Genomic DNA, 26,691 nt, shown 5'->3' on the forward strand with positions numbered 1-26,691 from the left:
GGGAGACGAGTCCTTGTGCGGTGCGGAACGGCAAAAATCAGAAAAGTGGCAGGACGCGGACAGTGCGTCATGGGGGGAGCTGTCGTCCATGCGATCCATCAACAAAGATCCACACGCCCGACTGGCCTGTGCTGTGACCGGTGCATCCCTCGCAGCGCCCACGGAAGGGCGGTTGATCTGAGGTGGAGATCACGATCCACAGACTCGACGGCCTCGGCGCCCCGCTGCGCGAGGCCTGGCACGGGGCGATGGACGCGTCGCCCGAATACGCCAATCCGTTCCTGGCGCCGGAGTTCGCGACGGGGGTCGCCGGGTTTCGCGGCGGTGCGCAGGTCGCGGTGCTGCGCGAGGGCGGTGAGCCCGTCGGTTTCCTGCCGTACGAACGCAACGTGCTCGGCGTCGGCAGAGCCATCGGCCTCGGACTCTCCGACTGTCAGGCGCTCGTCCACCGCCCCGGGGTCATCTGGGACGCACAGGAGGTGCTGCGCGCCTGCGGGCTGTCCATCTTCGAGTTCGATCATCTCGTCGAGGAGCAGAAGCCGTTCGGAAGATACGTTACTGGGACCTTCGCCTCCCCCGTCGTGGACCTGAAACCGGGGGACAGCGGCTATCCGGAGTGGCTGCGCAGCGCCTATCCGGGCCAGGCGAAGACGACCCTGAAGAAGGAGCGGCGCCTCGGGCGTGACGTGGGCGAGGTGCGGTTCGTCTTCGACGAGCGCGACCCCCGGATGCTGCGCACGCTCATGCAGTGGAAGTCGGCCCAGTACCGCAGGACGGGACGCATGGACCGGTTCGCGCGGCCCTGGATCGTGGGCCTGGTGGACCATCTGTTCGGCGTCCGCGAGGAGCACTTCACCGGCGTGCTGTCCGTGCTCTACGCCGGGGACCGGCCCGTCGCCGCGCACTTCGGACCCCGCTCGCGCTCGGTCCTCGCGGCCTGGTTCACCGCGTACGACCCCGAGTTCCACCGGTACTCGCCCGGTCTGATGATGCACCTGCGGACCGCCGAGGCGGCCGGCCGGAACGGCGTGAGCGTGCTGGATCTGGGGCGCGGCGACAAGGAGTACAAGGACTGGCTCAAGACCCGTGAGCTGCGGGTCGCCGAGGGGTTCGCGGCCCGCCCCCATCCGGTGGCGGCGGCGCACCGGCTGTGGCGCAGGCCCGTACGCGGTCTGCGGAACACGGTCCTCGCCCATCCCGCGCTCCGCGATCCGGCCGACCGGCTGCTCAAGACCGTGGGCACCCTGCGTGCTTCGGGACGCGCGGAATCCGGCGCAGCGGTACCGCGCCCTCGCTGACAGGGGCGCCCGGCATCACCCGAGGGGGTCTCCGAGGCCGAGCGGATCGGGCGAGGAGGCCCCTCGGGTACGCCCCGCGTCGACCCGTGCGACCGCGCCCGCCCGTGCGCCCGTAGGCCCGTGCGACCGCGCGGCACGGGGCGCCGCCCGCCGTGCCTCGCCGCCGGTACGCGGGCCGCTTCCGGCGCCGTCACGGGCGAGGAGGCCAGGCGTGACGGCTCACCTGGGACGGCGTGGGCGCTCCTGCGGGGGACGCGGGCATCAGGGCCCGTGCGGCTCGTCCGTCACCCGAGGTGTCATCGTCGTTCGGCGATGACCTGGCGGCCATGCGACGGGATCGGAGCCACGCGACGGGATGGAAGCCACGCGACGGGATGGAAGCCTCGCGATGACCTTGAAGTCCCGCGATGACCTTGAAGTCCCACGGCGGGATCGATGTCATACGGCCATGACCTCGATCCCCGCCTCCTCGAAACGGGCGATCGTCTCAGGCCCCACCGCCGCGTCCGTGACGAGTGTGCCCACCGACTCGGCCGCGCAGATACGGGCGAACGCGCGCTGACCGAGTTTGCTGGAGTCGGCGGCGACGATCACCCGCTCGGCCCGCTCGCACAGCAGGCGGTTGATCGCGGCCTCCGCCTCGTCGTGGGCGGCGGCGCCGTGCGTGACGTCGAAGGCGACCACGCCGAGCACCGCGACATCCAGCGTGATCTGCCCGAGCACGCCGTCCGCGAGCGGGCCGATGAGTTCGTAGGACTGCGGCCGGGCGACCCCGCCGGTGACCACGATCTTGAACTGGGGGCGCACGGCGAGCTCGTTCGCGATGTTCAGCGCGTTCGTGACGACGGTCAGCGCGGGAGAGCCCGATGCCAGGTCCGGGCGTACGGCGAGGGCGCGCGCCACCTCGGTCGTCGTGGTGCCGCCCGTCAGGCCCACCGCCTCGCCGGGGGCGATCAGGTCGGCCACCGCCTTCGCGATGCGCTGCTTCTCGGATGCGTGGCGGGCGGTCTTGTAGCGCAGGGGCAGTTCGTAGGAGACGCCGTGCACGACCGCGCCGCCCCGGGTGCGCACGAGCATCTGCTGCTCGGCGAGCTGGTCGAAGTCGCGCCGGATCGTCGCCGCCGAGACCTCCAGCTCTGTCGCGGCCTCCTCGACATCCAGGCGGCCCCGCTCCACGAGCAGTTCCAGCAGTGCTTTCCATCGGGCGTCGCGCGACATCCGCACCCTCCGTTCCTCGATCTTTTGCGACCTTAACGCACCCCACCTCGATTCAAATGCTTGATTGTGCTCGAAAACTCGCTATATCTTGCAAGAACAAGCATCCATGGGAGGGGTACGGCATGACCCATGTCGAGGACGAGCTGAACAGCCAGCCCGAGTGCTGGATCCGCGCCGCCGAAGAGGCGGCCGTGCACGAAGGCGCGCTGCCGGCGTCGGGAGAACGGGTCGCGATCGTGGGCTGCGGCACCTCGTTCTTCATGGCGCAGGCCGCGGCCGCGCTGCGCGAACAGTCCGGGCAGGGTGAGACGGACGCCTTCGCCGCCTCGGAGTTCCCCGCGGGCCGCTCGTACGACCGCGTCGTCGCGCTGACGCGCTCCGGGACGACCACCGAAGTGCTCGAACTTCTCGGACGGCTCCGTGGACACACCCGTACGACCGCCGTCACCGCGGATCCGCACACGCCCGTGATGGAGTCCGCGGACGATGTCGTCGTGCTCGGCTTCGCCGACGAGCGGTCCGTCGTGCAGACCCGGTTCGCGACCACCGCGCTCACCCTGCTCCGGGCCCACCTCGGTCTGCACAGCGACGCGGTCGTCGCCGACGCGCGCACCGCGCTGGACACTCCGCTGCCCGAAGGGCTCGTCGGATGCTCGCAGTTCACCTTCCTCGGCCGCGGGTGGACCGTCGGCCTCGCCAACGAGGCCGGCCTCAAGATGCGGGAGGCGTCCCTCGCCTGGACCGAGGCCTACCCGGCCATGGAGTACCGCCACGGTCCCATCAGCGTCACCACCCACGGCACCGCCACCTGGATGCTCGGCGAGGCACCCGAGGGGCTGGCCGAACAGGTCCGGGGGACCGGCGGGTTGTGGGTGGAGGGCGGCCTCGACCCGCTCGCCGAACTCGTCCGCGCCCAGCGTCTGGCCGTAGCCGTCGCCGCGGCGCGCGGCCTGGACCCCGACCGGCCGCGCCACCTCACCCGCTCGGTGATCCTCAGCCACTGAGCCGGCTCGACCACCCACGGAGAAGGAGGAATTATGCCCCTCGCAGCAACCGGTGACCTGGTCGCCGCGGCCGCCGGGACGCGCGCCGCCGTCGCCGCGTTCAACGTCATCACCCTGGAGCACATCGAGGCCGTCATCGCGGGCGCGGAGTCCGCCGGCGCGCCCGTCGTGCTCCAAGTCAGCGAGAACGTCGTCAAGTTCCGTTACGGCCGACTGCTCCCGCTGGCCCGCGCCGCCACCGCCGCTGCCGAACGGGCTTCGGTGCCCGTCGCGTTGCACCTCGACCATGTACAGAGCGACGACCTGCTGCGGGAGGCGCCGGCTGCCGGGTTCAGCTCCGTCATGTACGACGCGTCGCGGCTGCCGTATGAGGAGAACCTCACGGCGACCCGGGCCGCTGCGGACTGGGCGCACGCCCAAGGGCTGTGGATCGAGGCCGAGTTGGGTGAGATCGGCGGCAAGAACGGTGAGCCGCCGCGGGACGCGCACGCGCCCGGCGCCCGTACCGACCCCATGGAGGCCCGGGCCTTCGTGACCGACTCCGGTGTGGACGCGCTGGCCGTGGCGATCGGCAGCTCGCACGCGATGACCACCCGGACCGCGGCCCTCGACCACGACCTGCTCAAGCGCCTGGCCGCCTCGCTCGGCGTCCCCCTCGTCCTGCACGGTTCCTCAGGGGTGCCCGACGGCGAGCTCCGGGCGGCCGTCGAAGGCGGTATCGCCAAGGTCAACGTCGGCACCGCGCTCAACATCGCGATGACGGGCGCCGTACGGGAGTTCCTCGCCGCAAGTCCCGAAGCCGTGGACTCGCGGAAGTACCTCAGTGTGGGACGGGAGGCGATGGCGCGGACGGTGACGGGGCTCATCGGCGTACTGCGGGGATGAGCCGTCCAGATGCCGCTACGGACTGATATGCGGCCCAAAGCGGCCGCTTCACCGGTGCCCGGTCCGGTCGAAGCGGCTCCTGGCGCATGTGCTTTTGCACCGACGACAGTTCGAGTGGGTGACAAGGTGGCTAGGGTGAACAAGTATGAGAAGGCCGAAAGGGCACGGCAGGCTCGCGGGCGAGGGATCGCCCCGGACGCCACTCGGGCAAGCGTCCGGATGCCCCATGTACACGGGGAGCAGGGGTTTGCGGTGTTTTCGGGGCGGATCCGGCGCTGGACCGGGCGCAGGACGGAGAAGGCCTTGAGCGGTCAACTTCTGGCTGGTTATCGCAGGTTGGTGCGCGAAGAGGACGCGTGCACCCCGGTGAACGGTGCGATGTCCGGCCACGGTCCGCGCCCCGGCGCGCAGCGAGAAGTCCGCCTCCGGGTGCCTCTGGGCCCGATGTGAACGGACTGATCTACTACCTGGCCGCGGCCGTCCTGTGGATGGGACTCGCCGCCCAGCTGCCCGACCTGCGCCGCCACTGGAGAGACCCGCTCAAGCGGTCGTTCTGCGCCGTCATCCTGTTGTCGGGACTGTGCTTCGTCCTCGGGGCGCCGCCCACCGTCGCCCTCGTCAACAGCCTTACGGGCATACCGAATGTGGCCGCGCCGCTGACCTACGGCGCGGTGACCGCCTTCGGCGCGGCCTCCCTCATCCTCATCGTGCACTGGCGGGGCAGCGACCCCGTCCAGGTGCGACGCACGTCCCGGGCCTGGCTGTTCAGCTACCTGGGAGTGATCGCCGCCGAGGGCGTCCTGTTCTCACTGGGCGACGCGCCGGTCGAGCGCCGGGCCGACTTCGACACCTACTACGCCTCGACGCCGTTCATCCGAGAGATGATCGTGCTGTATCTGATGGCGCACATGGTGGCCGCGGTGACGACCACTCTGCTGTGCTGGCGCTGGACGCGGAAGGTCAGGCGCTGGACCCGTGGCTCGCTGGCCCTGCTCGTGCTGGGCTGGCTGTTCACCAGCGCCTACAGCGTCGTCAAGTCCGTCGCGCTGACCGCCCACTGGCTCGGGCACCACTGGGACGGTCTCAGCACCAGCGTGGCACCGCTGGTGGCCGTCGGCTCCTGCCTGGCCTCGGCCGGCTACATCCTTCCGCTGGTCGGTCCGCGTATCGACTCCGCCATCACGTTCGTACGCCTGCGTCCGCTGTTCCGTCTGCTGTCCGGGCCCACCAGCCGTCGGCGCTGCGTCGCGGCGCTGTCGTGGCGGACGATCGGCGACGTCGAACTGCGCCTCACCACACGGGAAACGGCCATCCGTGACGGCCTCAAGCGGCTCGCAGGACAGCTCGACGACCAGGTGCGGCGCCGCGCCTACCGGGACGCGCTGGCCGCCGGTTCCTGCGCGGCGGAGGCCGAGGTGATCGGGATGGCCGCGATGGTCGCCGTCGCCGCGCTCGCCGAGACCCCGACCCCCGTCGCGGAGACCGGAACCATCGGCATCACGGTCGGCGACGTCGACGTGGTGGTCTCGGTCAGCGCGCGCGTGCGCCGTCCGGCCGCCGACTCGCGGTCGCTGGACACGGGCCAGCCGTCCTTGCTGAGCCTGTCCAAGGCGGTGCGCACGCCCATCGTCGACGCCGCGATCCAGTCGCGGCGAACCGCGGTACGACAGCTTTCCTGACAGTGCCCGGTGCGGCCCGCGCATTGGCTGCGTCGCCCGACCCCTCGACCGTCCGCCCGCCCGGTCGGACACGCGCTCCGCGGTGGCCCTCGGACAGACGGGCGGGCGTGGACCGGCGGGCCCACGCCCGTACAGCGGACGCCGTCACACGGCGACGGGGCCCACGGAGTCGAGGAAGGCGCTCTCCTCGGGGGTCAGCGGCGGCCCGGTCAGGGGCTCCATGACGGGCCCCTTCAAGGTGGCGAGAAGCAGCTTGGGCTCCACGAGACGGCTCGCGTCGACCTGGAGCATGATGACCCTGCACATGGCCGCGGACACGTCGTACGAGGTGGTGGCCACGCGTGCCATGCGGCCCATGTAGCGGCTGAGGAGCCGGTCCACGAACGTCGGAGCCTTGCCGACGACCTCCGGGAACCACTGGTCCTGCGAGGTGCTCATGGTGTACGCGGCCGAGACGGATTTGGCGGCCGCGCGCTGGACGCCGCGGGCGAACCCCGGAGCGGCGACGTCGCTCTGCTGCAACTGCCGGCTCAGGGCCAGGGCGCCGAGGGCGGCGACGGACATGCCCTGGCCGTAGACGGGGTTGTAGGTGGCGACGGCGTCACCGAGCACCACGAGGCCCTCGGGCATGGCCGCCCTCTCGAACTCGCGGCGCCTGTTGCGGGTGCTGCGGCTGAGGAACACCTCGCTGAGCGGCTCGGCACCGGAGATGAGCAGGCCCACGAGGGGGTGGCGCAAGCCGAGGGCGAAGTCGGTGAACTCCTCCGGATCGGCGGTGGGTTCGCCGCCCCGGGTACCCGCGAGGCTGACCAGCCAGCGGCCGCCCTCGATCGGCACCAGATTCGCGGAACGCCCCGGCTGGGAGGCGGCGGGGTCCGCCTCGACCTGCGTCAGCGGGAAGTCCTCCGCGCCCTTCGGAACCCGGAAGATCCGGCTGGCGTAGACGAGACCGGAGTCGACCTCGTCGGTCGGTATGTCCGTCACCCCGAGGGTTTCGAGCCAGTGCTCGACGCGTGAACCCCGTCCGCAGGCGTCGACGACGAGATCGGCGCTCAGGTCCTCCTCGGCGCCGTCGGCCAGGACGCGTACACCCGTGACGCGCTCGGCGGTCCCCAGCAGCGACAGTGCTTCGGCGCGGCGGACCGTGACCGGGGTGGTCCCGAGGACGGCGTCGCGGAGGACCGACTCCAGAAGGTCCCGGCTGCAGCACGTGAGCAGCAGGTCGTCGGCCACGGTCGGCCAGCGGCGGAACCAGCCCTGCGGGCCGAAGCCCAGCATGCTGGTGATGGGCTGCTCGTGAGCTCCCGACGCGAGCAGACGCCGGCGCACGTCGGCCTCGGGAAGCAGCTCCTCGATGGCGTCACGCCCGCTGGGCAGCAGGATGTGGGCGTGCCGCGCCTGCGGGATCCGTTTGCGCGGGTGCGGGCCGTCGCGCAGTTCGTCCCGCTCCAGGACGATCACGTCGTCCACGGACCGGGACAGGGCCGCGGCGGCGAGCAGGCCGGCCACGCTCCCACCGATGACGACAGCACGGCGCGACATGATTCCCCCAGTTGTCATTGGTGAGCGACTTCACTCTACGGTCGGACGCGTAGGTGTACAGGGGAGATCAAAAACTGCGCTGAATCTGTCAGTCGGCGACGCGCCGGGTTGCCCGTCGCTACCGGTCGGCGTCCTTCTTCACGGCCCGCAGGACGACGAACTTGGCGTCGCCCGCGACCAGTTCACTGTTGCCGAAGAGCCGGCGCAGCTTCAGGTGGTAGCCCAGGTGGCGATTGCCGACCACCCACAGCTCGCCGCCCGGCCGCAGCGCGCGCCGGGAGTCGGAGAACATCCGCCAGGCGGTCGTGTCCGTCATCGCCTGGTGGGAGTGGAACGGGGGATTGTTCAGGACGAGGTCGACGCTCCCGGAAGGAACGCCGTCCAGCCCGTCGGCGACACGGAACTCGGCGCTCCCGTCGGCGTTCGCCCGGTAGGTCGCCTCCGCCGAGGCCACCGCCTGGTACGACTCGTCGGCGAACAGCACCTCGGCGTCGGGATTGGCCAGCGCCATCGCCGTACCGACCACGCCGTTGCCGCAGCCCAGGTCCACGACCCGCTCGACGCCCCGGCTGCGCGGCAGGTGCCCCAGGAAGAAGCGGGTGCCGACGTCGAGGCGGTCGGCGCAGAAGACGCCCGCGTGGTTGACGACCGTGCGGCCGGAGACCGGGCCGACGTCGTCGGGCAGCCGGTAACTGTACGGCCAGGGGTTGGCCTTCCGGGCGATCCCCTGGAGCGGGGTGCAGAAGATCAGCCGGGCCTTCTTCTCGGCCAGCGAGGTGCGGGTCGGCCCGAGGATCCGCTCGAAGAGGTGCAGCGTCGAGGTGTGGATCTCCTTGACCATGCCGGTACCGATGACGACCGTTCCCTCGTGCACGCCGGGCGCCAGCCGGTGCAACTGGTCCTCCAGCAGGGCGAGGCTCTTCGGCACCCGCACGAGCAGCACGTCGATCCGCTCGGGGGGCGGGTCCTGGGTCGTGAGGAGCCGGACCGCTGACTCCTCGGCACCGGCCCGCGCCAGATTCGCGCGGGTCGCCTCCTGCGCCAGGAGGGAGTCGGTGATCTGGGTCGGCCGCCGGTCCGACAACGCCGTCGTGAGCGCACCCCACCGGTCGCCGACGATCACGACCGAACCCGTCAGCGGGGTGCCGCTCTCCGCGAGATGTCCCAGCAGATAGGTGTCGGCGGCGTCCCAGGCGCGCAGTCGATCGCGAGGGTCCTCGGGGAAGCGGGCGAGCTCGTAATCGCCCCAGGGTGTCGTCATCCGGTCGTTCATCGTGGGTCAAGGCTAAGCGACCCGGAGCGCCTGAGGTGCGCGAGGATGGGGGCATGTCGATGGACGCGGAGCTGTTCCCGCGCGGCCGGACCGAGATCGCGCCCGGCGCCGTGCACCTCCCGGACTGGCTGGACGGAGAACAACAGCGGCGGCTCGTCGAGGCATGCCGGGGCTGGGCGCGCCCGCCGGCGGGACTGCGCACGGTCCGCACCCCCGGCGGCGGCACGATGACCTCCCGGCAGGTCTGTCTGGGCTGGCACTGGTACCCGTACGCCTATGCGCGGACGGTGGCCGACGGTGACGGTTCGCCGGTGAAGCCCTTCCCCGACCGGCTCGGGGACCTGGCCCGCGAGGCGGTCACGGACACCCTCGGCGTCGGCATCCTCGGCACGGATCCGTCCGCCGCCTACGACATCGCGCTGATCAACTTCTACGGCGCCGAAGCCCGGATGGGCATGCACCGCGACGGCGACGAATCGTCCGACGCCCCGGTCGTGTCGCTGAGCCTGGGCGACACCTGCGTCTTCCGGTTCGGCAACACCGAGACCCGGACGCGGCCGTACACCGACGTCGAGCTCCGCAGCGGAGACCTCTTCGTGTTCGGCGGCGCGTCACGGCTCGCGTATCACGGAGTACCGAGGGTGTACGCGGGCACGGCGCCCCCCGAGTTGGGACTGACCGGGCGACTGAACCTCACGCTCCGGGTCAGCGGCTTCCCGCCGGAGCCCGCGCGCTGACCGCGCGCGGTATCGCGGGCGACGTGGAGGCGGAGGGCTCCCGGACCGCGGGGCCGACGCGCGATCCGGACGGCGGCCCCGCTCCGGGGCGTCCCCTGGCGGCGGCCCCCGCGACCGGACGGGCCCCGCGGGAGCGGATCATGGGAGACTCGCCCTCATGAACGGCAAGGCGGGCCCCCGGACGGCGGGGGATGGCAGCACGCGGACACGGCTCGACCGGGGGCGCGGGGCACTCGGACCGGCGCTGGAACTCGTGCACACCGGGCGGGCGCCGACGCGAGCCGTGCTCACCGCCGAACTGGGTGTCACCCGCGCCACCGCGGGCGCCGTGGCCGCGGAGCTGGAGGCGCTGGGGCTGATCCGCGTCGACGCGCGGCCCGGTGCCGCCGCCGGTTCGCAGGGACGGCCCTCGCACCGGCTCGAGGTCGCCGAGGACGGACCCGTCGCGCTGGCCGCGCAGGTGCACGCCGACGGATTCCGCGCCGCGCTGGTCGGCCTCGGCGGCCGGATCGTCGCGACCGCGCCCGGCTGCGAGACCGTCGACGCCGATCCGGCGAAGGTGCTCGGCTCGGTCGTCGAAGCCGGCGCCGAACTGCTCCGCGAGACCGGACGCCGCTGTGTGGGCGCCGGGCTCGCCGTCCCCTCCGCCGTCGCCGAACCCGAGGGGCTCGCCCTCAACCCCCTGCACCTGGCCTGGCCCGCGGGCTCCCCCGTCCGGCAGATCTTCGCCGAGCGGGTGCGCGCGGCCGGTATCGAGGGGCCGGCGTTCGCCGCCAACGACGTCAACCTCGCCGCCCTCGCCGAGCACCGGCACGGGGCGGGCCGCGGCGCCCGCGATCTGCTGTGCGTGGCTACCGGACACCGTGGTGTCGGCGGTGCCCTGGTGCTCGACGGGCGCCTGCACACGGGCAGTTCGGGGCTCGCCCTCGAAGTCGGCCATCTCACCGTCAATCCCGAGGGCCGCCCCTGCCACTGCGGCAGCCGCGGCTGCCTCGACGTCGAGGCCGACCCGCTGGCCTTCCTCACCGCGGCCGGCCGTGCCCCCGGCCCCGAGGTGTCGCTGCTCCAGCAGTCGAACGAGCTGATCCGCGACGAGTACGCCGATCCGTCCGTCCGCAGGGCCATCGAGGCGCTGATCGACCGCCTGGGCCTCGGCCTCGCGGGGCTCGTCAACATCCTCAATCCGGACCGCATCATCCTGGGCGGACTGCACCGCGCCCTGCTGGACGCCGACCCGGACCGGCTGCGTGCCGTCGTCGCCGACCGCAGCCTGTGGGGACAGAGCGGCGGGGTGCCGATCCTCGCCTGCACCCTGGACCACAACAGCCTGGTCGGGGCGGCCGAGTTGGCGTGGCAGCCGGTCCTCGACGACCCGCTGAGGGCGCTGCCCGTCTGACGCTCAGGGCCGCCAGGCGACGGCGAAGGCACGCCCGGCGTTCTCCGTGAGGATCCGGTCCACCAGGTCCTTGCCCAGGGCGAGTTCGAGCCTCGGGCGGACCCGGCGCAGCAGATACGGCATCCCCGGGCCGCCGTTGACCGAGCGTGCCGCCGCGGTCGTCGTGTCCCCGCCGAGAAGCAGCCGGTGCCCGAAACCGGCGTCGGCGAGGGCGCGTACGGCGTCGGGCATGCGCCAGTCCGTGCCGTGGTTGGCGCGCGAGGGGCCGTCGAAGGCGAGGTAGGCGCCCGACTCGGCGGCCTCGCGCTGCGTCACGAGGTCAGGGGAGCGGTTGAGGTGTCCCAGGATCACCCGGTGCGGTGGCACGCCCAACTCGCCGCAGAGCAGGTCGAGTACGTCGAGGGCTCCGGTGCCCAGTTCCAGGTGCACGGCGATCGGCGCTGCGGTGGCGTGGTGGGCCTCCGCGGCGGCGGTCATCGTCCGGCGGGCGTGCGCGTCCAGGGCGTGGAAGCCGCCCGCGACCTTGATCAGACCGGCCCGGACCCCGGTCGTGCCGATACCCGTCGTGAGCTCGGCGACGAACACCTCGGCAAGCCTTCCGCGCAGCTCGCTCAGCAACTCCGCCGTGTAGTGCGCCGCTTGGTGCAGTCCGGTGGCCGCGACGACGTGGACCCCGGCGTCGCGCGAGATCAGCGGCAGATCCGCGGCCCGCCGGCCCAGACCGTACGGCGTCCACTGGACCACGCTGCCGCCGCCCTGAGCGCGGAACGCGGCGAGTTCGGCCCGTGCGGCGGACGCGTCGCACAGCTCCTGGCCCGGGAGTTGCGGACTGCCGAAGAACAGGTGGTCGTGCGCGTCGCACACTCCGAGGTGTTCGGGCGGCACGTCACCGGCAACCGTACGGACCGTGGCCGCCGGGCTCACCACTGCCGGCCCTGCGGCAACCGGTCGCGCTCGGGCTCGGACACGTGCAGCACCTCGAAGACCTCGCCCGAAGCGTTGGGGGAGTCGTGGTCCCAGAGCGAGAAGTGCACGACCTCCCAGTGCCGCGGATCGACGGCGGCACCGACGTGGACCGCCCCGTCCAGCGCGGCCAGCCGCCCGGCCTCGCGCACCGCCTCCTCCATCGCCTCGGACAGCTCCACGCCCTCGGCGACGGCCCGGCGGTGGCGGACCGCGACCCTGGCCGGCGATCCGGCGGCGCCGCCCTCCTCGTACGCGAGACCCGTCCAGTGCTGCACCAGGGGGCGCCCGAAGTCGTTCACCAGGCCCTGGAACGCGCCGCCCCAGAGAAAGGAGTTCATGCCCTCGGCCGTGTTCCACAGGTAGAAGGGCGCGTACTGGTTGACCGGGGATCCGGCCACCCCGCGCTCGCGCATCAGGTACGCCTTGATCCCGAGGCCGTCCCACGCGTCGAGCCGGTGGCCGACGCGGGCGACCCTGTCCCGGATGACGGTCATGTCGTAGTCGGCGGGAAACGTGAGCTCGTACTGCATCGCGTGCATGGGAAGGTCCTTCCTGGAGTGCGCGGTTCGCGAGGAGGGCGGACGCCGGAGCGGCGGCCTTCGGGGCGGCGCGGTCAGCGGGCGGGTGCCAGCAGGGCGAGCAGTCCCCGGACTCCCGTGTCGAACGCGGCGGGTGAACCGGAGGCGCGCGCCAGGACGTAGCCGCCCTGGACGGTCGCGAGGATCGTCGCGGCGGTCTCCTCGCCGTCGAGCGAGGGCGCGAACTGACCCTGTTCCTTGCCCTCTTCGACGATGGCGGCCAGCCGTCCGCGCAGCCAGTCCAGCGTCTCGTCGACCGGGGCGCGCAGTTCGTCGCTCGCGATCACGTCCGGGTCCATCGTGAGCCGTCCGATCGGGCAGCCGCGCAGGACGTCGCGCTCGCGCCGCAGATAGGCCTCGATCCGCTCGTACGGCGATCCGGGGGAGCCGAGGACGCCCTCGGCGGTGGCCCGCATCTCCTCGGCGGTACGGCGGATCGCGGCGAGCGCCAGACCGGGCTTGCCCCGGAAGTGGTGGTACATGCTGCCCTGCCCCGCGTCCGCGTGTTCCAGGATCGCCTTGGGGCTGGTGCCCACGTAGCCACGCTCCCACAGCAGCTCGCGCGTGGACTCGATCAGTCGGTCCGGAGTGCTCATGAAAGCCACTGTACATACTAGTAGGTACAGAGGTCGAGGTGCCGTGTCTCCGAGGGGGAGCGGCCGTGTGGAGCAGCCGGGGGCGCCCGGCGTACTCCCCCGGAGGTACGGGCACGGCCGCTGGCCGTACGACGACTCGGACCCCCTGCCGGGGCGAGTCTCGAAGCATCACCAAGAGATCCCGCGGAGACGCGCGACTCCACCGAGGAGATGACTCGAGATGCAGACCCTGGCGAACTGGGACGGCGGCCCCGGCCCGTGGATCCTGTTCTTTCCGCTGATCTGGGCGGCCGTAGTGATCGGCGTCGTGACCGTCCTGCGCCGCACCGCCTGGCGCGGACGCCGAGGCCCGTGGCGCGGGACGGACGGCTTCGGCCCCGGCGCTCCCCTGACAACCGGCGACTCACCGATCGCCGTGCTCGGCCGCCGCTTCGCCTCCGGAGAGATCGACGAGGACGAGTACTGGCGCCGCCTGTCCGTCCTCGACGAGCAGTTCGGGCGTACGGGCAAGGGCGGTCCGGTATGACGGCCACGACCGACCGCAAGGACGCGGCCCGCGTCGCCGGGGCCGTGAAGGTGTACGGCAGCGGCGACACCGCCGTACGGGCCCTGGACGGGGTCAGCGTCGGCTTCCCGGCCGGCCGCTTCACCGCGATCATGGGACCCTCGGGATCCGGCAAGTCCACCCTCATGCACTGCGCGGCCGGCCTGGACACCCTCACCTCGGGAGCCGCCTACATCGGCGACACCGAGCTCGGCACCCTCGACGACCGCCGCCTGACCCTGCTGCGCCGCGACCGGATCGGCTTCGTGTTCCAGGCGTTCAACCTGATCCCGACGCTCACCGTCGCCGAGAACATCGCGCTGCCCATGGACCTCGCCGGAACCAAGGGCTCCCGCGACTGGATCGACGCCCTCGTCGACATCGTCGGACTGCGCGACCGGCTCCACCACCGGCCCAGCGAACTGTCCGGGGGACAGCAGCAACGCGTCGCCGTGGCAAGGGCGTTCGCCGGACAGCCGGACGTCGTCTTCGCGGACGAACCCACCGGCAACCTCGACTCCCGCTCCGGCGAGGAGGTCCTGAACCTCCTCGGCCGGGCCGTGCGCCGGATGGACCGCACGGTCGTCATGGTCACCCACGACCCGGTCGCCGCCGCGCACGCCGACGAGGTGGTGTTCCTCGCCGACGGACGTCTCGTGGACCGCATGGAGAACCCGACGGCCGACAAGGTCCTCGACCGCATGAAGGCCTTCGACAGCAAGGGCGCCCCGGTATGAACGCCGCACTGCGGCTCAGCGTCTCGTCGCTGCGCTCCCACAAACGCCGCTTCGCGGGCACGTTCTTCGCCGTGTTCCTCGGCGTCGCGTTCCTGGCCGGCACGCTCGTCATGGGCGACACGCTGCGCGCCGGGTTCGACACGATGTTCGGCAACGCGACCAAGGGCACCGACGCCGTGGTCCGCAGCACCGACACCATCACCACACCGGGGGAGAGCCAGGGCGTACGTCGGCCGGTCGGCATCGATCTGGTGCGGACGATCGAGCGGACCCCCGGTGTCGCGGCCGCGGCACCCGACATCCAGGGCGCCGGCCAGCTCATCGGCTCGGACGGCAAACCCATCGGCGGACAGGGGCCGCCCACCCTCGCGGGCAACTGGATCGACGACCCGAAGCTCAACGCCTACCGGCTCGCCGAAGGTCGCGCCCCGTCGACGTCCGGCGAGGTCGTCGTCAACCGGGGCACCGCCAAGAAGGGCCACCTGAAGATCGGCGACACGACGGTCCTGCGCACGCCCGACCCCGTGAGGGTGACGATCGTGGGCCTCGCGACCTTCGGCGGCGCGGACGGCATGGCCCAGGTGACGTTCACCGGGATGACGCAGGTCGACGCGGAGAAGTACCTGACCGCGAAGCCCGGGCAGGCCGCGAGCATCCGGGTGCGCGCGGGCCCGGGAGTCGGTCAGGACGAGCTCGTCTCCGCCCTGACTCCCGTACTCCCCAAGGGAGTCGAGGCCATCACCGGACAGGAGTCCGCGCAGGAGAACACCGACATGGTCTCCAGCCAGTTCCTCACCGTCTTCACCACGCTCCTGCTCGTCTTCTCCGGCATCGCGCTGCTCGTGGCGACCTTCTCCATCCACAACACCTTCGCGATCGTCGTCGCCCAACGCACCCGTGAGAACGCCTTGTTGCGTGCCCTCGGCGCCTCGCGCCGGCAGGTCACCGTGTCGACCCTGGCCGAGGCGAGCGTCGTCGCCGTGACCGCCTCGGCCGTGGGGATCGCCGGCGGCATCGGGATCGCGGCCGGACTTCAGGCGCTGTTCCCGGCCATCGGATTCCCTTTCCCCGACGGCGACTTGGTGATCAGCGCTCTGTCCATGCTGCTGCCGCTCGTCGTCGGCGTCGTGGTCTGTCTCGGCTCGGCCCTGCTGCCCGCCGCCCGGGCGGGGCGCACCGCGCCGCTCGCCGCGCTGCGGGAGACGGCGGTCGACGAGTCCGGTGCCTCGCGCGGACGTGCCGCCGTCGGCGGGGGACTGGCCGCCCTGGCACTGGCCGTCACCCTGACCGGTGTCCTGCTGACTCCGTCGCTGTGGCTCGCCGGACTCGGCGCCGTGCTGGCCCTCGCCGCCTTCGTGGTCCTCGGCCCGGTCGCGTCCACGACCGCCGTACGGGTCCTCGGCGCGCCTCTCGGCAGGCTGCGCGGCGTCACCGGCGGACTCGCCCGGCGCAACGCGCTGCGCAGCCCCAGGCGGACCGCCGCCACCGCGGGCGCGCTCATGATCGGCGTCGCCGTCGTGTCGCTGTTCACCGTCTTCGGCGCCTCGCTCAAGGCCACCATGGACCAGACGGTCTCCCGCTCCTTCGCGGGTGATGTCGCCGTCAGCACACCGTCGTTCGGCGCGGGCGGCAGCGGGCTCAGCCCGAAACTGGCCCCTGCCGTCGCACGTCAGCCGACGGTCGAGTACGCCGTCGGGCTGGGCAAGGGCGTCGCCGAAGTCAACGGCAAGGGGCGCGCGTTGACGGTCACCGACCCGGTCGTGCTCGGCAAGGTCTTCGACCTCGGTGACGTACAGGGCTCGCTGAGGGACCTCGGCACCGACGGCATCGCCATCACACGCAAGGAGGCAGACAAACAGCATCTGGCGACCGGCGACACGGCCAGGCTCGCCTTCACCGACGGACGGGAGGCGAACTTCACCGTCCGCGCCGTCTACGGTCGGTCGGAACTCGCGGGCGACTACGTCATCACCCGCGCCGCCTGGGCCCCGCACCGCACCCAGGACACCGACACGCTCGTCGCCGTCTCCTTCAAGGACGGAGTGAGCACGGCGGAGGGCAAAGCCGCGGTGAAGAAGGTCGCCGAGCGGTACGGCAGTCCCGAGGTGCAGACCCGGGACGAGTACGCGCAGTCCTCGGCGGGCGGCATCGACATGATGCTGACCCTCGTCTACGCCCTGCTCGCCCTCGCGGTGCTCATCGCCCTGCTCGGTATCGCCAACACCCTCACGCTCGCGATCCACGAGCGCACACGGGAACTCGGTCTGCTGCGGGCCGTAGGACAGACCCGGGCGCAGTTGCGCGCCATGGTCCGCTGGGAGTCGGTCCTCGTCGCCGCCTTCGGCACGGCGGGCGGGCTCGCCCTCGGTGCCTTCCTCGGCTGGGTGCTCGTCGAGGCCTCCGACGGAGCGTCGGACAGCGCCTTCGCCTTCGCGATCCCGCCGCTGCGGCTCGCGGTGGTGGCACTGGTGGGTCTCGCTGCCGGGGCCCTCGCGGGACTGCGTCCGGCACGGCGGGCGGCACGCCTGGACGTGCTGCGGGCCATCGCCACGGAGTGAGCCACCCGGTGCCGTACGACGCCCGCGGACGAGCGACGTACGAGGGGGATGTCACCGCCCGGTCAGCCGACAACGGCTGACCGGGCGGGAGCATGTTCTGGCCTGAGGACGTCGACGGTGTGACGGAGTGGGGCCTCGCTCGCGGTCTCGTACGGCGAACGGAGGGAAGCCGCCACCACGGGTGTCGACGCCGGAAGCGTGAACCACACGGCCTTGCCCGACTCGCCGTCGGGCCGCACACCCCAGCTCTCGCTCACCGCCGCGACCATGGCGAGGCCGCGTCCGCAGGTGGAGCCGGGGTCGGCTTCCCGCACCACGGGAAGCCGGGGGTCGTGATCGTGCACCGACACCGTGAGCCGGTCGAGCAGCAGCTCGATCTCCACGGTGCAGATCTTGTCCGGCTGGGCATGCCGGTGAACATTGCTCAGCAGCTCGGTCACTCCGAGCGCGGCCCGGTCTATCAAGGGGTCCAGATGCCAGTAGCGCAACTGCGCAGAGACGATTCTGCGGACCTGGCCGATCCGCGACGGCAGGGCTTGGAGCTCCACCGTGCAATGCCTGCTTGGCTGGCTGATCACGGCTGCGACTCCCCGAATTGAGGTCCGGAAGAAGACGGAGATCGGATCCAGCAGAGGCGGCTGAGTGGAACGGCCGCCGCTGTGGTGGCCGGCGGGCTGGTTCGCAGCGTTATCGCCGGTAAACCCAGAGTAGTGATGTGACATCAGAGTGACTCAGGGGGCACCGCCCCGCAACTCGCGGTGCCTCAGGACTCCTGTCGGGCGCGTGGGCGCGGCTCAGCCGCTGCGTCCCGCCGCCCTGCGGACCGCCTCGATGAAGCGGCGCGCCGAGGGCGGCCCCGGCCTGCCGGGTGCCGGATCGTGCTCGCCCAGCGTGAGCGAGTAGCGCGTGCCGTTGACGTCGGCCAACGCCCGGTCCTCGTGCGCGAACCAGGGTTTCGAGGCCCGCACCGCCTGCACCGGCGCGCTGTCGATCTCGCTGCCGTAGCTGGTGAGCAGTTCCAGCCTGCCGTCGCTGATCCGGACCTGTCCGGCCCGGGTGAGCGAACGCAGCCTCTTCCCGATCCGCACGCCCGTGGCCGTGAACTCCGGCTCCGCCATGATGCCCCGCCCCCTTGTGCGCTCCGGCTGTGCCCTGTCGTGACCCAGTGTGCATCCAGGTCGGGGGCGATCGCCCCGTTCGGTGCAGTCTGCCCGCAGGTGGCGTCGAGCACCAGTGCGTATGGCGAGGTGGTGGCGGCGACGGGAGCAAAGGCCGGGATGCGCCCCCCGAATTCGGATTCCCGCCGTCCCCCCAGGGGCGCCTTTGGGTCGCCCAAAGGTGTGTTTATGCAGGTGAGGAGCGTGCGGAAGGTGTTTATGATCGAGGTGTCCGACCGGTTGAAGCGGTGTCGGCGCCATGCGTTAGGAGCCTTCCCGTGAGTACTCCCCAGCAGATCCGGACCGGTGAGACCCTCGATGTCGACCGCAGTGACGCGGAGTACCGGAGCTGGCTCAAAGAAGCCGTCCGCAAGGTCCAGGCCGACGCGAACCGCTCGGCCGACACCCATCTGCTCCGCTTCCCGCTTCCCGAGGAGTGGGGCATCGACCTGTACCTGAAGGACGAGTCGACCCACCCCACCGGCAGCCTCAAGCACCGCCTCGCCCGCTCCCTTTTCCTGTACGGCCTGTGCAACGGCTGGATCCGGCCGGGCCGCCCGGTGATCGAGGCGTCCAGCGGTTCGACGGCCGTGTCGGAGGCCTATTTCGCGGGGCTCATCGGTGTTCCTTTCATCGCGGTCATGCCCCGCACCACGAGCGCCGAGAAATGCCGACTGATCGAATTCCACGGCGGGCAGTGCCACTTCGTGGACGACTCGCGCAAGATCTATGAGGAGTCCGCCGCTCTCGCGGTCGAGACCGGCGGTCACTACATGGACCAATTCACCTATGCGGAAAGGGCGACGGACTGGCGCGGGAACAACAACATCGCCGAATCCATTTTCCGCCAACTGGCGTTGGAGCGATTCCCGGAGCCCGCGTGGATCGTCACGACGGCGGGTACCGGCGGTACCTCGGCGACCCTCGCGCGCTACGTCCACTACATGCAGGCGGACACCCGGATCTGTGTCGCCGACCCGGAGAACTCCTGTTTCTTCGAGGGCTGGACCAGCGGCGATCCGGACGTCACCTGCGACCGCGGCTCACGCATCGAGGGCATCGGCAGACCCCGCATGGAGCCGAGCTTCGTGCCCGGGGCCATCGACCGCATGATGAAGGTGCCGGACGCGGCGAGCGTCGCCGCCGTACGCGCCCTGGAGCAGGCCATCGGCCGCAAGGCGGGCGGCTCGACCGGCACCGGCCTGTGGAGCGCCCTGAAGATCGTCGCCGAGATGGTGGCCGAGGGGCGCAAGGGGAGCGTGGTGACGCTGCTGTGCGACCCCGGGGACCGCTATCTGGACAAGTACTACTCGGACGCCTGGCTGGCCGAACAGGGCCTGGACATCGCGCCGTACACGACGGCGATCAACTCCCTGCTGGAGACGGGCGTCTGGCCGTCCTGACCTCCGGCCGGCCTCACCGGGCGGCAGGGCGCGCCGGTGGGTTCGGCTGTCCAACTCCGGGCCGGGGGAACCTGGTTGCTGTTGACGTTTGACGATCCTCGCCCTCGCCCGAGCCCGAGCCCGAGCCGGAGCCGGAGCCGGAGCCGGAGCCGGAGCCTGATGCCTGACGGCCCTCGCCCGAGGCTGACGCCTGTGGTCCTGGCTATTGGGTCTCACGCCCGACGCCCGACGCCCGGCGCCCTCGCCCGAGTTGACGCCTGAGGTCTTAGGCGTCAGCTCGGGCTCCTGATGCCGGACGCCGGACCAGCGGGTCGGTGGGTTCAGGCGGTTGTCTGCGCCAGCCGCCTGGACCAGCGCGTCGGTGGGCTCAGGCGGTTGTCGACGCCAGCCGCCGGTCCAGGGCCGTCACCGCGCCGCGGAAGGCGCGCCCCAGACCACCCCGCCCCACGGTAAGTGCCGCCCGGAACAAGGCCGTTCCGTCGGCGGCGAAGGTCCACTGCACCCGCGTCCCCGTGCCCGCGGGCGCGAGCCGCCACTCCTCGACCAGGGCGCGGAGCCCCGGCGCGTTCGTGGCATCCACCCGGTACGCGTACACCTCGGGAGCCTCCGAGACCAGGACGGTCTCCTCGAAGCGTGTTCCGCCGCGGAGTCGCACCTCGCGCCCGGTGCCGTCCGCTGTGGGCCGGGCGAGCGTCACCGCCGAGAACCACTCGCTCCAGCCGGACACGTCCTCGGCGAGCGCCGAGAAGACCGCCTCGGGAGGCGCGGCGACCTCCCGCGCGAACACCAGGCGCAGCGGAGCGCTCTCGACGAAGTCGGGTCCCACCGGACGCAGGCGACGTGCCATGACCGAACCCCCTTGCCGGAACCGGGTTCCGGTCTCCGTGTGCGCGGAACGTCCGTGACGGCCCACTGGACCGCCTCGCGAACCGAACTCGCCCGACAGTCTCGGAGCCGCCGCCCGCTCGGCCGCGCCGCGGAACCGGCCCCCCTCGGCGCGAGCGATGGCCTCGGCGCACCCGCGCCACGGACGGCGCCGACGGCGTGACCGGCGGCGCGGGCAGCGTCACCTTAACTGGCGGACCGTCAGATGTCTGTATCGTCCTCGGGTTCACCGGCCACGACCAGCCGCCGAAGGTGCTCCGCGATCTCCGCGCGAGCCTCCGCGGGCATTCCGCCGTCGGTCACCAGCGTGTCGACCTGGTCCAGCGCCGCGAACGAACTGAGGCCCACCGTGCCCCACTTGGTGTGGTCCGCGACCACGATGACGCGTCGCGCCGACTGCACGAGCCGCCGGTTGGTCTCCGCCTCCGCGAGGTTCGGCGTCGACAGTCCGGCCTCGGCCGATATGCCGTGCACACCGAGGAAGAGGACGTCGAAGTGCAGTGCCGCGATGGCCTGATCGGCCACCGGTCCGACGAGCGAGTCGGACGGCGTGCGTACCCCACCGGTGAGGACGACGGTCGCGGCCCCCTGGCGCTGACCGGCGGTGCGCTGCGCCGAGTGGAACACGTCAGCCACGCGTACCGAGTTGGTGACCACGGTCAGGTCGGGGACGTCCACGAGGTGATGGGCCAGCGCGTACGTCGTCGTGCCACCGGAGAGGGCGATCGCCGAGCCCGGCGCGACCAACTCGGCGGCCGTCCGCGCGATGTCCTCCTTGGCGGTCAGCTCCAGACCCGACTTGGCCTCGAAACCCGGTTCGTGCGTGCTCGCCTCGACCACCGGGACCGCGCCGCCGTGCACCTTCTCGACGACACCCTGACGGGCCAGCGCGTCGAGGTCACGGCGGACCGTCATGTCGGAGACGCCGAGTCTTCGCGTCAGCTCGTTCACGCGGACACCGCCGCGGCGGCGCACCTCGTCGAGGATCAGAGCGCGACGCTGCTCCGCGAGGAGGTTCTGATTCTCACTCACGACCGCTCCGGTCCTTTCGTCGCTGCCTGCCCGACACTCCGTCCGAACCCACTCCCACGTGGACATTCTCCTTGCCCGAGGTCTGGAGGACGACCCATCCTCGCACGGCACACCGCCGGTCGCGCCACTGCCCGCACACCCACCGTGCCCCTCCCGTGCCACCACGTTCACACGTATCGGGGAGATTCCGTGAGTTCGGGTGTGCGCGCACCCCGTACCGCGAGACCCTTGTGCCTGCACATGACACAAGAGACACGCGGGGCACGGGGGAAGTGCGGAACAGTGGAACGTGCACGGGAACATGCCATCGACGGGGAGCCCGGCAGCCCCGTACAGCGGCCCGAAGCGGCCGGTACCGCCCTCGAACTCCTGGTCCACGGGGTCGGCGGCACCACGCCGGAGGAGATGCTGAACGATCCGCGGACGGTGCGGATCACCGGCGACGCGACCGCGGCCGTCTTCCGGCGCGCCGACGACACCGACGCCGAGGAGCGACCCGGCGCCCACAGCGGCGAGACGGTGCGCGAGGCGTACGTATGGTGCAACCTCACCTCCGGCAACGGCGCCCGCGCCCTGTGGCTGCTGTTACTGCCCTTCATGGTGGTCAACCTCGCGCACTGGATGCGCCCCGCCGCACAGGGCCGCGGACGGGCGGTGCGCCTGTACGGGCTGCTCGTCCGGCTCGCCGGGCTCACCCTCACGGTGCTGCTGGTCGCCGCCGCCTGCGAGGTCGCCCTCGACCTGGCCGCCTGGCAGTGCGCGGGCACCCGTGCGTGCGTGCGCAACCACTCCTGGCTCGGCTTCCTCTCCCCGGACCGGCCCGACGCCGGCTGGTGGAGCCAGCCGGGCCGCCGCCTCGCCCTGGCCTGCCTGGTGCCCGTGGCGCTCACCACCCTCCTGTGGTACCTGTCGCACCGCACCTGGAGCGCGTACGAGTCGCAGCAGCCGATGGCCCGCGCGGCCGAGCACGACGACGAGACCGACGGCACCGGACTCGGCCGCCCCGGCTTCTGGTACGGGCGCCGCCTCGTGGCCCGGTTGCGCGCCGCGCACACCGCCGCGGGGTTCCTGACCGTCGCCGCGACCGTGGGCTCCTCGGCCGCCCGCCAGGACCGCGCGCAGGGCGGGTCCGTCGTACTGGAGACGCTCGGCGGGCTCCTGAACGCAACACTCGTGGTGGGTGCAGCCGTTGTGCTGTGGGTGGTGTGCCGCCGCGGCCGCAGCGAGAACCGGATCGACCACGGACGCGACCGTATGCTCGTACGGCGGCTGCTGCTGGGCTCGCTCGCCCTGCTCGTCCTGACCCTGGTGTACGCCGGCTGGTCACGGCCCCACTGGCACTCGACGGGCCGCCTGCCGGGTGACGCCACCTTCGGCGGCCTCACCCTCGTACAGGGCCTGCTCGTGATCGCGCTCGGTGTCGTGGCCCGCACCCTGTTCCGCACGGACCCCGAGGTCCGGGCATCCCGCCGCACAGCGCGCAGCACGCCGGACGGCATCCCCGCCGGCACCCGAGCCGGCACCTTCGGCACGCGCACCGCGATGCGCGGCTTCGCGGGGCCCGCCGTCGCCATGCTCGCCTGCGCCCTCGGCGGTGTGATGTCCGGAGGAGTGTCCCAGCGGGTCGCCGACTGGCTCGACGGCACCCGCCACTCGATCCCCGGCCCGCCCGTCCTGCTGACCTGGCAGGCTTCCGCGATCCCGCCGCTGCTCGTCGTCCTGCTCGCCCTGACCGGCTGGCTCGCCCGGCGCACCTGGCGGCTGCGCCGTCGCGAGACGCTCGCGGTCGAGCGCGAGTACCCGGGCGAGGCCAAGGACTCCGCCCGCACCCGCCGTATCGCGAGCACGCGCGCGATGGCCGCTCTCACCGACCGGGCCCCGCTGATGGTCGGCGTCCTCTCGTCCGTGACCCTGCTGCTCGGGGCCTGCGCCCTGGCCGGGGCCTTCGCCACCGGGGACGCACCGAGCGAGGCCGCGCGCGGGGCGAACGGCTTCGTCCACGGCGCGGCCGAGACCGCGCAGGCGCTCGGCTCCTGGCTGATCGGCCTCGGCTTCATCCTGTTCGTCACCTGGGGCCGCCGTGCCTACAAGGACCCCGCCGCCCGCCGAACCATCGGCATCCTCTGGGACGTCGGCACCTTCTGGCCGCGCGCGGCCCACCCCTTCGCGCCGCCCTGCTACGCCGAGCGCGCCGTGCCCGACCTCACCTGGCGCATGGCCACCTGGACCCGCGCGACGGGCGGACGGCTCGTGCTCTCCGGACACTCCCAGGGCAGTGTGCTGGCGGCCGCCGCGGCCTGGCAGCTCAAGCCCTCGGTACGCAAGAGGGTCGCGCTGCTCACCTACGGCTCACCGCTGGAGCGTCTGTACGGACGCTGGTTCCCGGCCCACTTCGGCCCCGCCGCCCTGGCCTCGCTGCACCGCGAGGTCGCCTGCTGGCGCAATCTGTACCGTCCCACCGACCCGATCGGCGGACCCGTCCGGCTGCCGGGGGACTGCGGTCCCGAGGTCGACCACGAACCCCTGAAGGACCCGCTCGCCTACGGCCGCACCGAGCGGCAGCCGCTGCCCGCGCCGGTTCTCGGCCACTCCGACTACCAGGCGGACCCGGTCTTCGCCGAGGAGCGGGAACTGCTGCTGACCCGGCTGCTGCCCGAGGTTCCGGGCCAGCGTCCCCGCGAGGACGCTCAGGGGGTCTGAGCGGTCTGTCCGAGCAGTCTGCCCGAGCGGTCTGTCCGGGCAGTCTGTCCCGGCGGCCTCAAGGCGGCGGAGGATCAGGGCAGTTCCGGCAGGTCCTCCGAGTAGAGCAGGGTCAGGTCGTCCGTGTTCGGCTCGTCGAGCTGGGCGACCCGGCCCGCGTGCCGCTCCACCATCGCCTCGAACGTCTGGCGCGCCGTACGGCCGTTGCCGAACGCGGGGCCCTTCGGAATGGCCGTGAAGTACTTCAGCAGCGCCTCGGCCGCGCCCGGACCCAGCCGGTACTCGTGCTCCTCGGCCTGCTGTTCCACGATCCGCAGCAGTTCGTCGGGAAGGTAGTCGTTGAAGGTGATGGTCCGTGAGAAGCGGGACGCCACCCCGGGGTTGACCGACAGGAACCGCTCCATCTCGGCGGTGTACCCCGCGACGATCACCACCACCGCCTCCCGGTGGTCCTCCATCAGCTTCACGAGCGTGTCGATGGCCTCGCGCCCGAAGTCGCGGCCCGAGTCCTCCGGCGACAGCGCGTACGCCTCGTCGATGAACAGCACGCCGCCGCGCGCCCGGTCGAACGCCTCCTGGGTGCGGATCGCGGTCGACCCGATGTGCTCCCCGACCAGGTCCACCCGGGACACCTCGACCAGATGTCCCTTCTCCAGCACACCCAGCGAGGCCAGGATCTCGCCGTACAGCCGGGCGACGGTCGTCTTGCCGGTGCCGGGGGAGCCGGTGAAGACGAGATGGCGGCGGGCGGACGCCGCCTTGAGGCCCGCCTGCTGCCGGCGGCGGCCCACCTCGATCATGTCGGTGAGGGCGCGCACCTCGCGTTTGACGTTCTCCAGGCCCACCAGAGTGTCGAGCTCACCGAGAACGATCTTCGATCCGCGGGCCGGCTCCACGGCGTTGACGAGCGGTTCCCGCTCGGTGCTGCGCTGACCGGGGATGACCCCCAGCAGACTCCCGGTCGAGGCCGACGTCTCGACGGCCGTCTCATGCGCCGGAGTGCGCAGTCCGGTGCTCTCGTCGCTCGCGCAGTCCTCGACGACGGGACCTCCGCCGGGCGCCGAGCCCGCGTCGGCGAACTCGTACCCTCCGCGCGCGCACCGCTCCGTACGGCACTTGCGCAGGGTCGCCCGGCAGCCGTCGATCACATGGAAGCCGTAGCCACCGCTGTCCACGACCCGGCAGTTCAGGAAGCTGCCCCGGCCGTCCGCCGACACATAGAAGCCCGCCTCGGCGGGCGAGGTGACCGTGCAGCGCTCGATGGTCGGATCGGCGCCCTTGGTGACGATCACGCCGGTCTGTGTGCCGTCCACGATGCAGCCGGACAGATTGCCGCCGCTGCCGTGGTCGCGGAACCAGGCACCCGTCGCGGCGTCCCGGATGCGGCAGTCGTCGAGCTGCGCGGTGGCACCGTCGCTCACCGAGACCGCGGTGTTGCGCACCTGCGAGATGTCGCAGTCGACGACGTCCGCGCGCGAACCCCGGTCGAGGACGAACAGCGCGTCCGGCACGTCGTGCACCCGGCACGAGTCCAGTACGGCGGTCGCGCCGTCGCTGACCCACACCGCGGGGTAGTCGCCCGTACTGTCGAAGATCTCGCACTGGTTGGCGTCCACGCGGGTGCCGGGGTCCCAGACCGAGAGGCCGTTGCGCCCGAACTGCCTCACGGTCGTACGGGTCAGGGTGAGCACCGAGCGCGATCGCAGGTCGACCGCGTTCTCCGGGATGTCGTGGATGCGGCAGTCGGCGAGTGTGAGCACCGCGTCCGTGTCGAGGGTGACGCCGTCCGCGGTCGTCCGGTGCACATCGCAGTCGGTGAGATGAGCGGTGGCCCGGCCGGTGATCTGCACCCCGGAACCCTTGACCTCGTACACCTCGCAACCCACCGCTTCCAGCGACGAGTTCTCGCCGGTCGCCGACAGGCCCGCACCGGAAGTGTGGTGCACCCGGCAGCGCTCGAGGCGCGGGTGCGCGCCCCCGCGGACCGCGACTCCCGACTGGCCGGCCGCGACGACCTCGCACTCCTCGAACACCCCACCGCCGCCGTCCAGTACGGCGATACCGACGCCCGCGGGGTTGTCGACCGTGCAACGGCGTACGGTCGGGCGGGCGCCGCCGCGCACCTCGATCCCGGCGGCCGAGCGCGTGACGATCCGTATGTCCAGCAGTTCCGGCGTGCCCTCTTCGACGAGCAGCGCGGGCGAGGCCGAGTCCTGGCCCTCCACATGCAGGTCCTGGACCACGGCGGAGGCGCGCACTGTCAACGCCACTCCGTCGACCGGTGCGATGCGCACGGAGCCGGGGGATCCTTCGGGGCCGCGCAGTGTCACCGCGCGCTCCACCACCAGGTTCTCCCGGTAGGTGCCGGGGGCGACGGTCAGCACATCGCCGTCGGCCGCGGCCTCCAGGGCGGCGGCCAGCGATGCGTACTCACCCGTGCGGCGCCGCCACCGCGAGGTTCCGGTGTGCGTCACCTGGACCGTGCCCTGTGCCATGGCGCTGC

22 protein-coding genes are annotated in these 26,691 nt (G+C 72.0%); 11 read left to right on the forward strand and 11 right to left on the reverse strand.

From position 1 onward, the window contains the following. The first annotated feature begins 182 nt into the window (after positions 1–182). Positions 183–1,298 carry a GNAT family N-acetyltransferase gene (locus ACIQRL_RS17435; protein WP_401332099.1) on the forward strand — a complete coding sequence of 372 codons (1,116 nt, stop codon included), beginning with the start codon at positions 183–185 and terminating at the stop codon, positions 1,296–1,298. 438 nt (positions 1,299–1,736) lie between these two features. Here ACIQRL_RS17435 and ACIQRL_RS17440 read toward each other — a convergent pair whose 3' ends face one another. Next, positions 1,737–2,516, reverse strand: a complete 780-nt coding sequence (locus ACIQRL_RS17440) for a DeoR/GlpR family DNA-binding transcription regulator (protein WP_401332101.1) — start codon at positions 2,514–2,516, stop codon at positions 1,737–1,739. 122 nt (positions 2,517–2,638) lie between these two features. Here ACIQRL_RS17440 and ACIQRL_RS17445 point away from each other — a divergent pair, with 122 nt between their 5' ends. The 3 genes from ACIQRL_RS17445 (at position 2,639) to ACIQRL_RS17455 (ending at position 6,084) form a co-directional block, all read left to right on the forward strand. After that, the gene (locus tag ACIQRL_RS17445; protein ID WP_401332103.1) at positions 2,639–3,520 is read left to right on the forward strand and encodes an SIS domain-containing protein; all 882 of its coding nucleotides are present in this window, start codon (positions 2,639–2,641) and stop codon (positions 3,518–3,520) included. A gap of 33 nt (positions 3,521–3,553) precedes the next feature. After that, a complete protein-coding gene (locus ACIQRL_RS17450) occupies positions 3,554–4,405 on the forward strand; it encodes a class II fructose-bisphosphate aldolase (RefSeq protein WP_401332105.1) in 852 nt (283 codons plus the stop codon). Between the two features lie 446 nt (positions 4,406–4,851). Then, the gene (locus tag ACIQRL_RS17455) at positions 4,852–6,084 is read left to right on the forward strand and encodes an MAB_1171c family putative transporter (protein WP_401332107.1); all 1,233 of its coding nucleotides are present in this window, start codon (positions 4,852–4,854) and stop codon (positions 6,082–6,084) included. 144 nt (positions 6,085–6,228) lie between these two features. Here the strand turns inward: ACIQRL_RS17455 and ACIQRL_RS17460 are convergent, their stop codons facing one another. Both ACIQRL_RS17460 and ACIQRL_RS17465 read right to left on the reverse strand, forming a co-directional pair. Beyond that, a complete protein-coding gene (locus ACIQRL_RS17460) occupies positions 6,229–7,626 on the reverse strand; it encodes an NAD(P)/FAD-dependent oxidoreductase (protein ID WP_401332108.1) in 1,398 nt (465 codons plus the stop codon). A 118-nt stretch (positions 7,627–7,744) separates the two neighbouring features. After that, on the reverse strand, positions 7,745–8,887 hold the full coding sequence (locus tag ACIQRL_RS17465; RefSeq protein WP_401332110.1) for a methyltransferase: 1,143 nt from the start codon (positions 8,885–8,887) through the stop codon (positions 7,745–7,747). 71 nt (positions 8,888–8,958) lie between these two features. Here ACIQRL_RS17465 and ACIQRL_RS17470 point away from each other — a divergent pair, with 71 nt between their 5' ends. Together ACIQRL_RS17470 and ACIQRL_RS17475 are read left to right on the forward strand one after the other, a co-directional pair. Next, on the forward strand, positions 8,959–9,636 hold the full coding sequence (locus ACIQRL_RS17470; protein WP_401332413.1) for an alpha-ketoglutarate-dependent dioxygenase AlkB family protein: 678 nt from the start codon (positions 8,959–8,961) through the stop codon (positions 9,634–9,636). Positions 9,637–9,793: 157 nt separating this feature from the next. Next, the gene (locus ACIQRL_RS17475; RefSeq protein WP_401332112.1) at positions 9,794–11,032 is read left to right on the forward strand and encodes an ROK family protein; all 1,239 of its coding nucleotides are present in this window, start codon (positions 9,794–9,796) and stop codon (positions 11,030–11,032) included. 3 nt (positions 11,033–11,035) lie between these two features. Here the strand turns inward: ACIQRL_RS17475 and ACIQRL_RS17480 are convergent, their stop codons facing one another. From ACIQRL_RS17480 to ACIQRL_RS17490, 3 genes are all read right to left on the reverse strand, one after another. Next, positions 11,036–11,917: a phosphotriesterase gene (locus ACIQRL_RS17480; RefSeq protein ID WP_401332114.1), complete on the reverse strand. Its 882-nt coding sequence runs from the start codon at positions 11,915–11,917 to the stop codon at positions 11,036–11,038. A gap of 35 nt (positions 11,918–11,952) precedes the next feature. Then, positions 11,953–12,537: a DUF4865 family protein gene (locus tag ACIQRL_RS17485; protein WP_401332116.1), complete on the reverse strand. Its 585-nt coding sequence runs from the start codon at positions 12,535–12,537 to the stop codon at positions 11,953–11,955. A gap of 74 nt (positions 12,538–12,611) precedes the next feature. Then, entirely contained in the window at positions 12,612–13,172 is a 561-nt protein-coding gene (locus ACIQRL_RS17490) for a TetR/AcrR family transcriptional regulator (RefSeq protein ID WP_401332118.1), read from the reverse strand. A 220-nt stretch (positions 13,173–13,392) separates the two neighbouring features. On the opposite strand from ACIQRL_RS17490, the gene ACIQRL_RS17495 reads away from it, so the two are divergent. The 3 genes from ACIQRL_RS17495 to ACIQRL_RS17505 are packed head-to-tail and all read left to right on the forward strand — an operon-like array spanning position 13,393 to position 17,011. Further along, entirely contained in the window at positions 13,393–13,698 is a 306-nt protein-coding gene (locus ACIQRL_RS17495) for an SHOCT domain-containing protein (RefSeq protein ID WP_401332120.1), read from the forward strand. Beyond that, the gene (locus ACIQRL_RS17500) at positions 13,695–14,453 is read left to right on the forward strand and encodes an ABC transporter ATP-binding protein (protein ID WP_401332122.1); all 759 of its coding nucleotides are present in this window, start codon (positions 13,695–13,697) and stop codon (positions 14,451–14,453) included. Before ACIQRL_RS17495 ends, ACIQRL_RS17500 begins: the two co-directional genes overlap by 4 nt. Then, positions 14,450–17,011 (forward strand): ABC transporter permease, encoded by a 2,562-nt coding sequence (locus tag ACIQRL_RS17505; RefSeq protein ID WP_401332124.1) that lies wholly within the window; start codon positions 14,450–14,452, stop codon positions 17,009–17,011. Before ACIQRL_RS17500 ends, ACIQRL_RS17505 begins: the two co-directional genes overlap by 4 nt. A 62-nt stretch (positions 17,012–17,073) precedes the next feature. On the opposite strand, the gene ACIQRL_RS17510 is transcribed toward ACIQRL_RS17505, so the two are convergent. Next, positions 17,074–17,589 carry an ATP-binding protein gene (locus ACIQRL_RS17510; RefSeq protein WP_401332126.1) on the reverse strand — a complete coding sequence of 172 codons (516 nt, stop codon included), beginning with the start codon at positions 17,587–17,589 and terminating at the stop codon, positions 17,074–17,076. 216 nt (positions 17,590–17,805) lie between these two features. Continuing rightward, positions 17,806–18,129 (reverse strand): hypothetical protein, encoded by a 324-nt coding sequence (locus ACIQRL_RS17515; RefSeq protein WP_261703200.1) that lies wholly within the window; start codon positions 18,127–18,129, stop codon positions 17,806–17,808. Between the two features lie 317 nt (positions 18,130–18,446). On the opposite strand from ACIQRL_RS17515, the gene ACIQRL_RS17520 reads away from it, so the two are divergent. After that, positions 18,447–19,571, forward strand: a complete 1,125-nt coding sequence (locus ACIQRL_RS17520) for a PLP-dependent cysteine synthase family protein (protein ID WP_401332128.1) — start codon at positions 18,447–18,449, stop codon at positions 19,569–19,571. Between the two features lie 367 nt (positions 19,572–19,938). Here ACIQRL_RS17520 and ACIQRL_RS17525 read toward each other — a convergent pair whose 3' ends face one another. Together ACIQRL_RS17525 and ACIQRL_RS17530 are read right to left on the reverse strand one after the other, a co-directional pair. Next, entirely contained in the window at positions 19,939–20,418 is a 480-nt protein-coding gene (locus ACIQRL_RS17525; RefSeq protein WP_401332130.1) for an SRPBCC family protein, read from the reverse strand. A 239-nt stretch (positions 20,419–20,657) separates the two neighbouring features. After that, a complete protein-coding gene (locus ACIQRL_RS17530; RefSeq protein WP_401332132.1) occupies positions 20,658–21,488 on the reverse strand; it encodes a DeoR/GlpR family DNA-binding transcription regulator in 831 nt (276 codons plus the stop codon). Positions 21,489–21,770: 282 nt separating this feature from the next. On the opposite strand from ACIQRL_RS17530, the gene ACIQRL_RS17535 reads away from it, so the two are divergent. After that, the gene (locus ACIQRL_RS17535; protein WP_401332134.1) at positions 21,771–24,188 is read left to right on the forward strand and encodes a hypothetical protein; all 2,418 of its coding nucleotides are present in this window, start codon (positions 21,771–21,773) and stop codon (positions 24,186–24,188) included. Between the two features lie 74 nt (positions 24,189–24,262). Here ACIQRL_RS17535 and ACIQRL_RS17540 read toward each other — a convergent pair whose 3' ends face one another. Beyond that, positions 24,263–26,683, reverse strand: a complete 2,421-nt coding sequence (locus ACIQRL_RS17540) for a right-handed parallel beta-helix repeat-containing protein (protein ID WP_401332136.1) — start codon at positions 26,681–26,683, stop codon at positions 24,263–24,265. Positions 26,684–26,691: the final 8 nt, after the last annotated feature.

This window comes from Streptomyces sp. NPDC091209 (assembly GCF_044757755.1).
Taxonomy (GTDB): Bacteria; Actinomycetota; Actinomycetes; order Streptomycetales; family Streptomycetaceae; genus Streptomyces.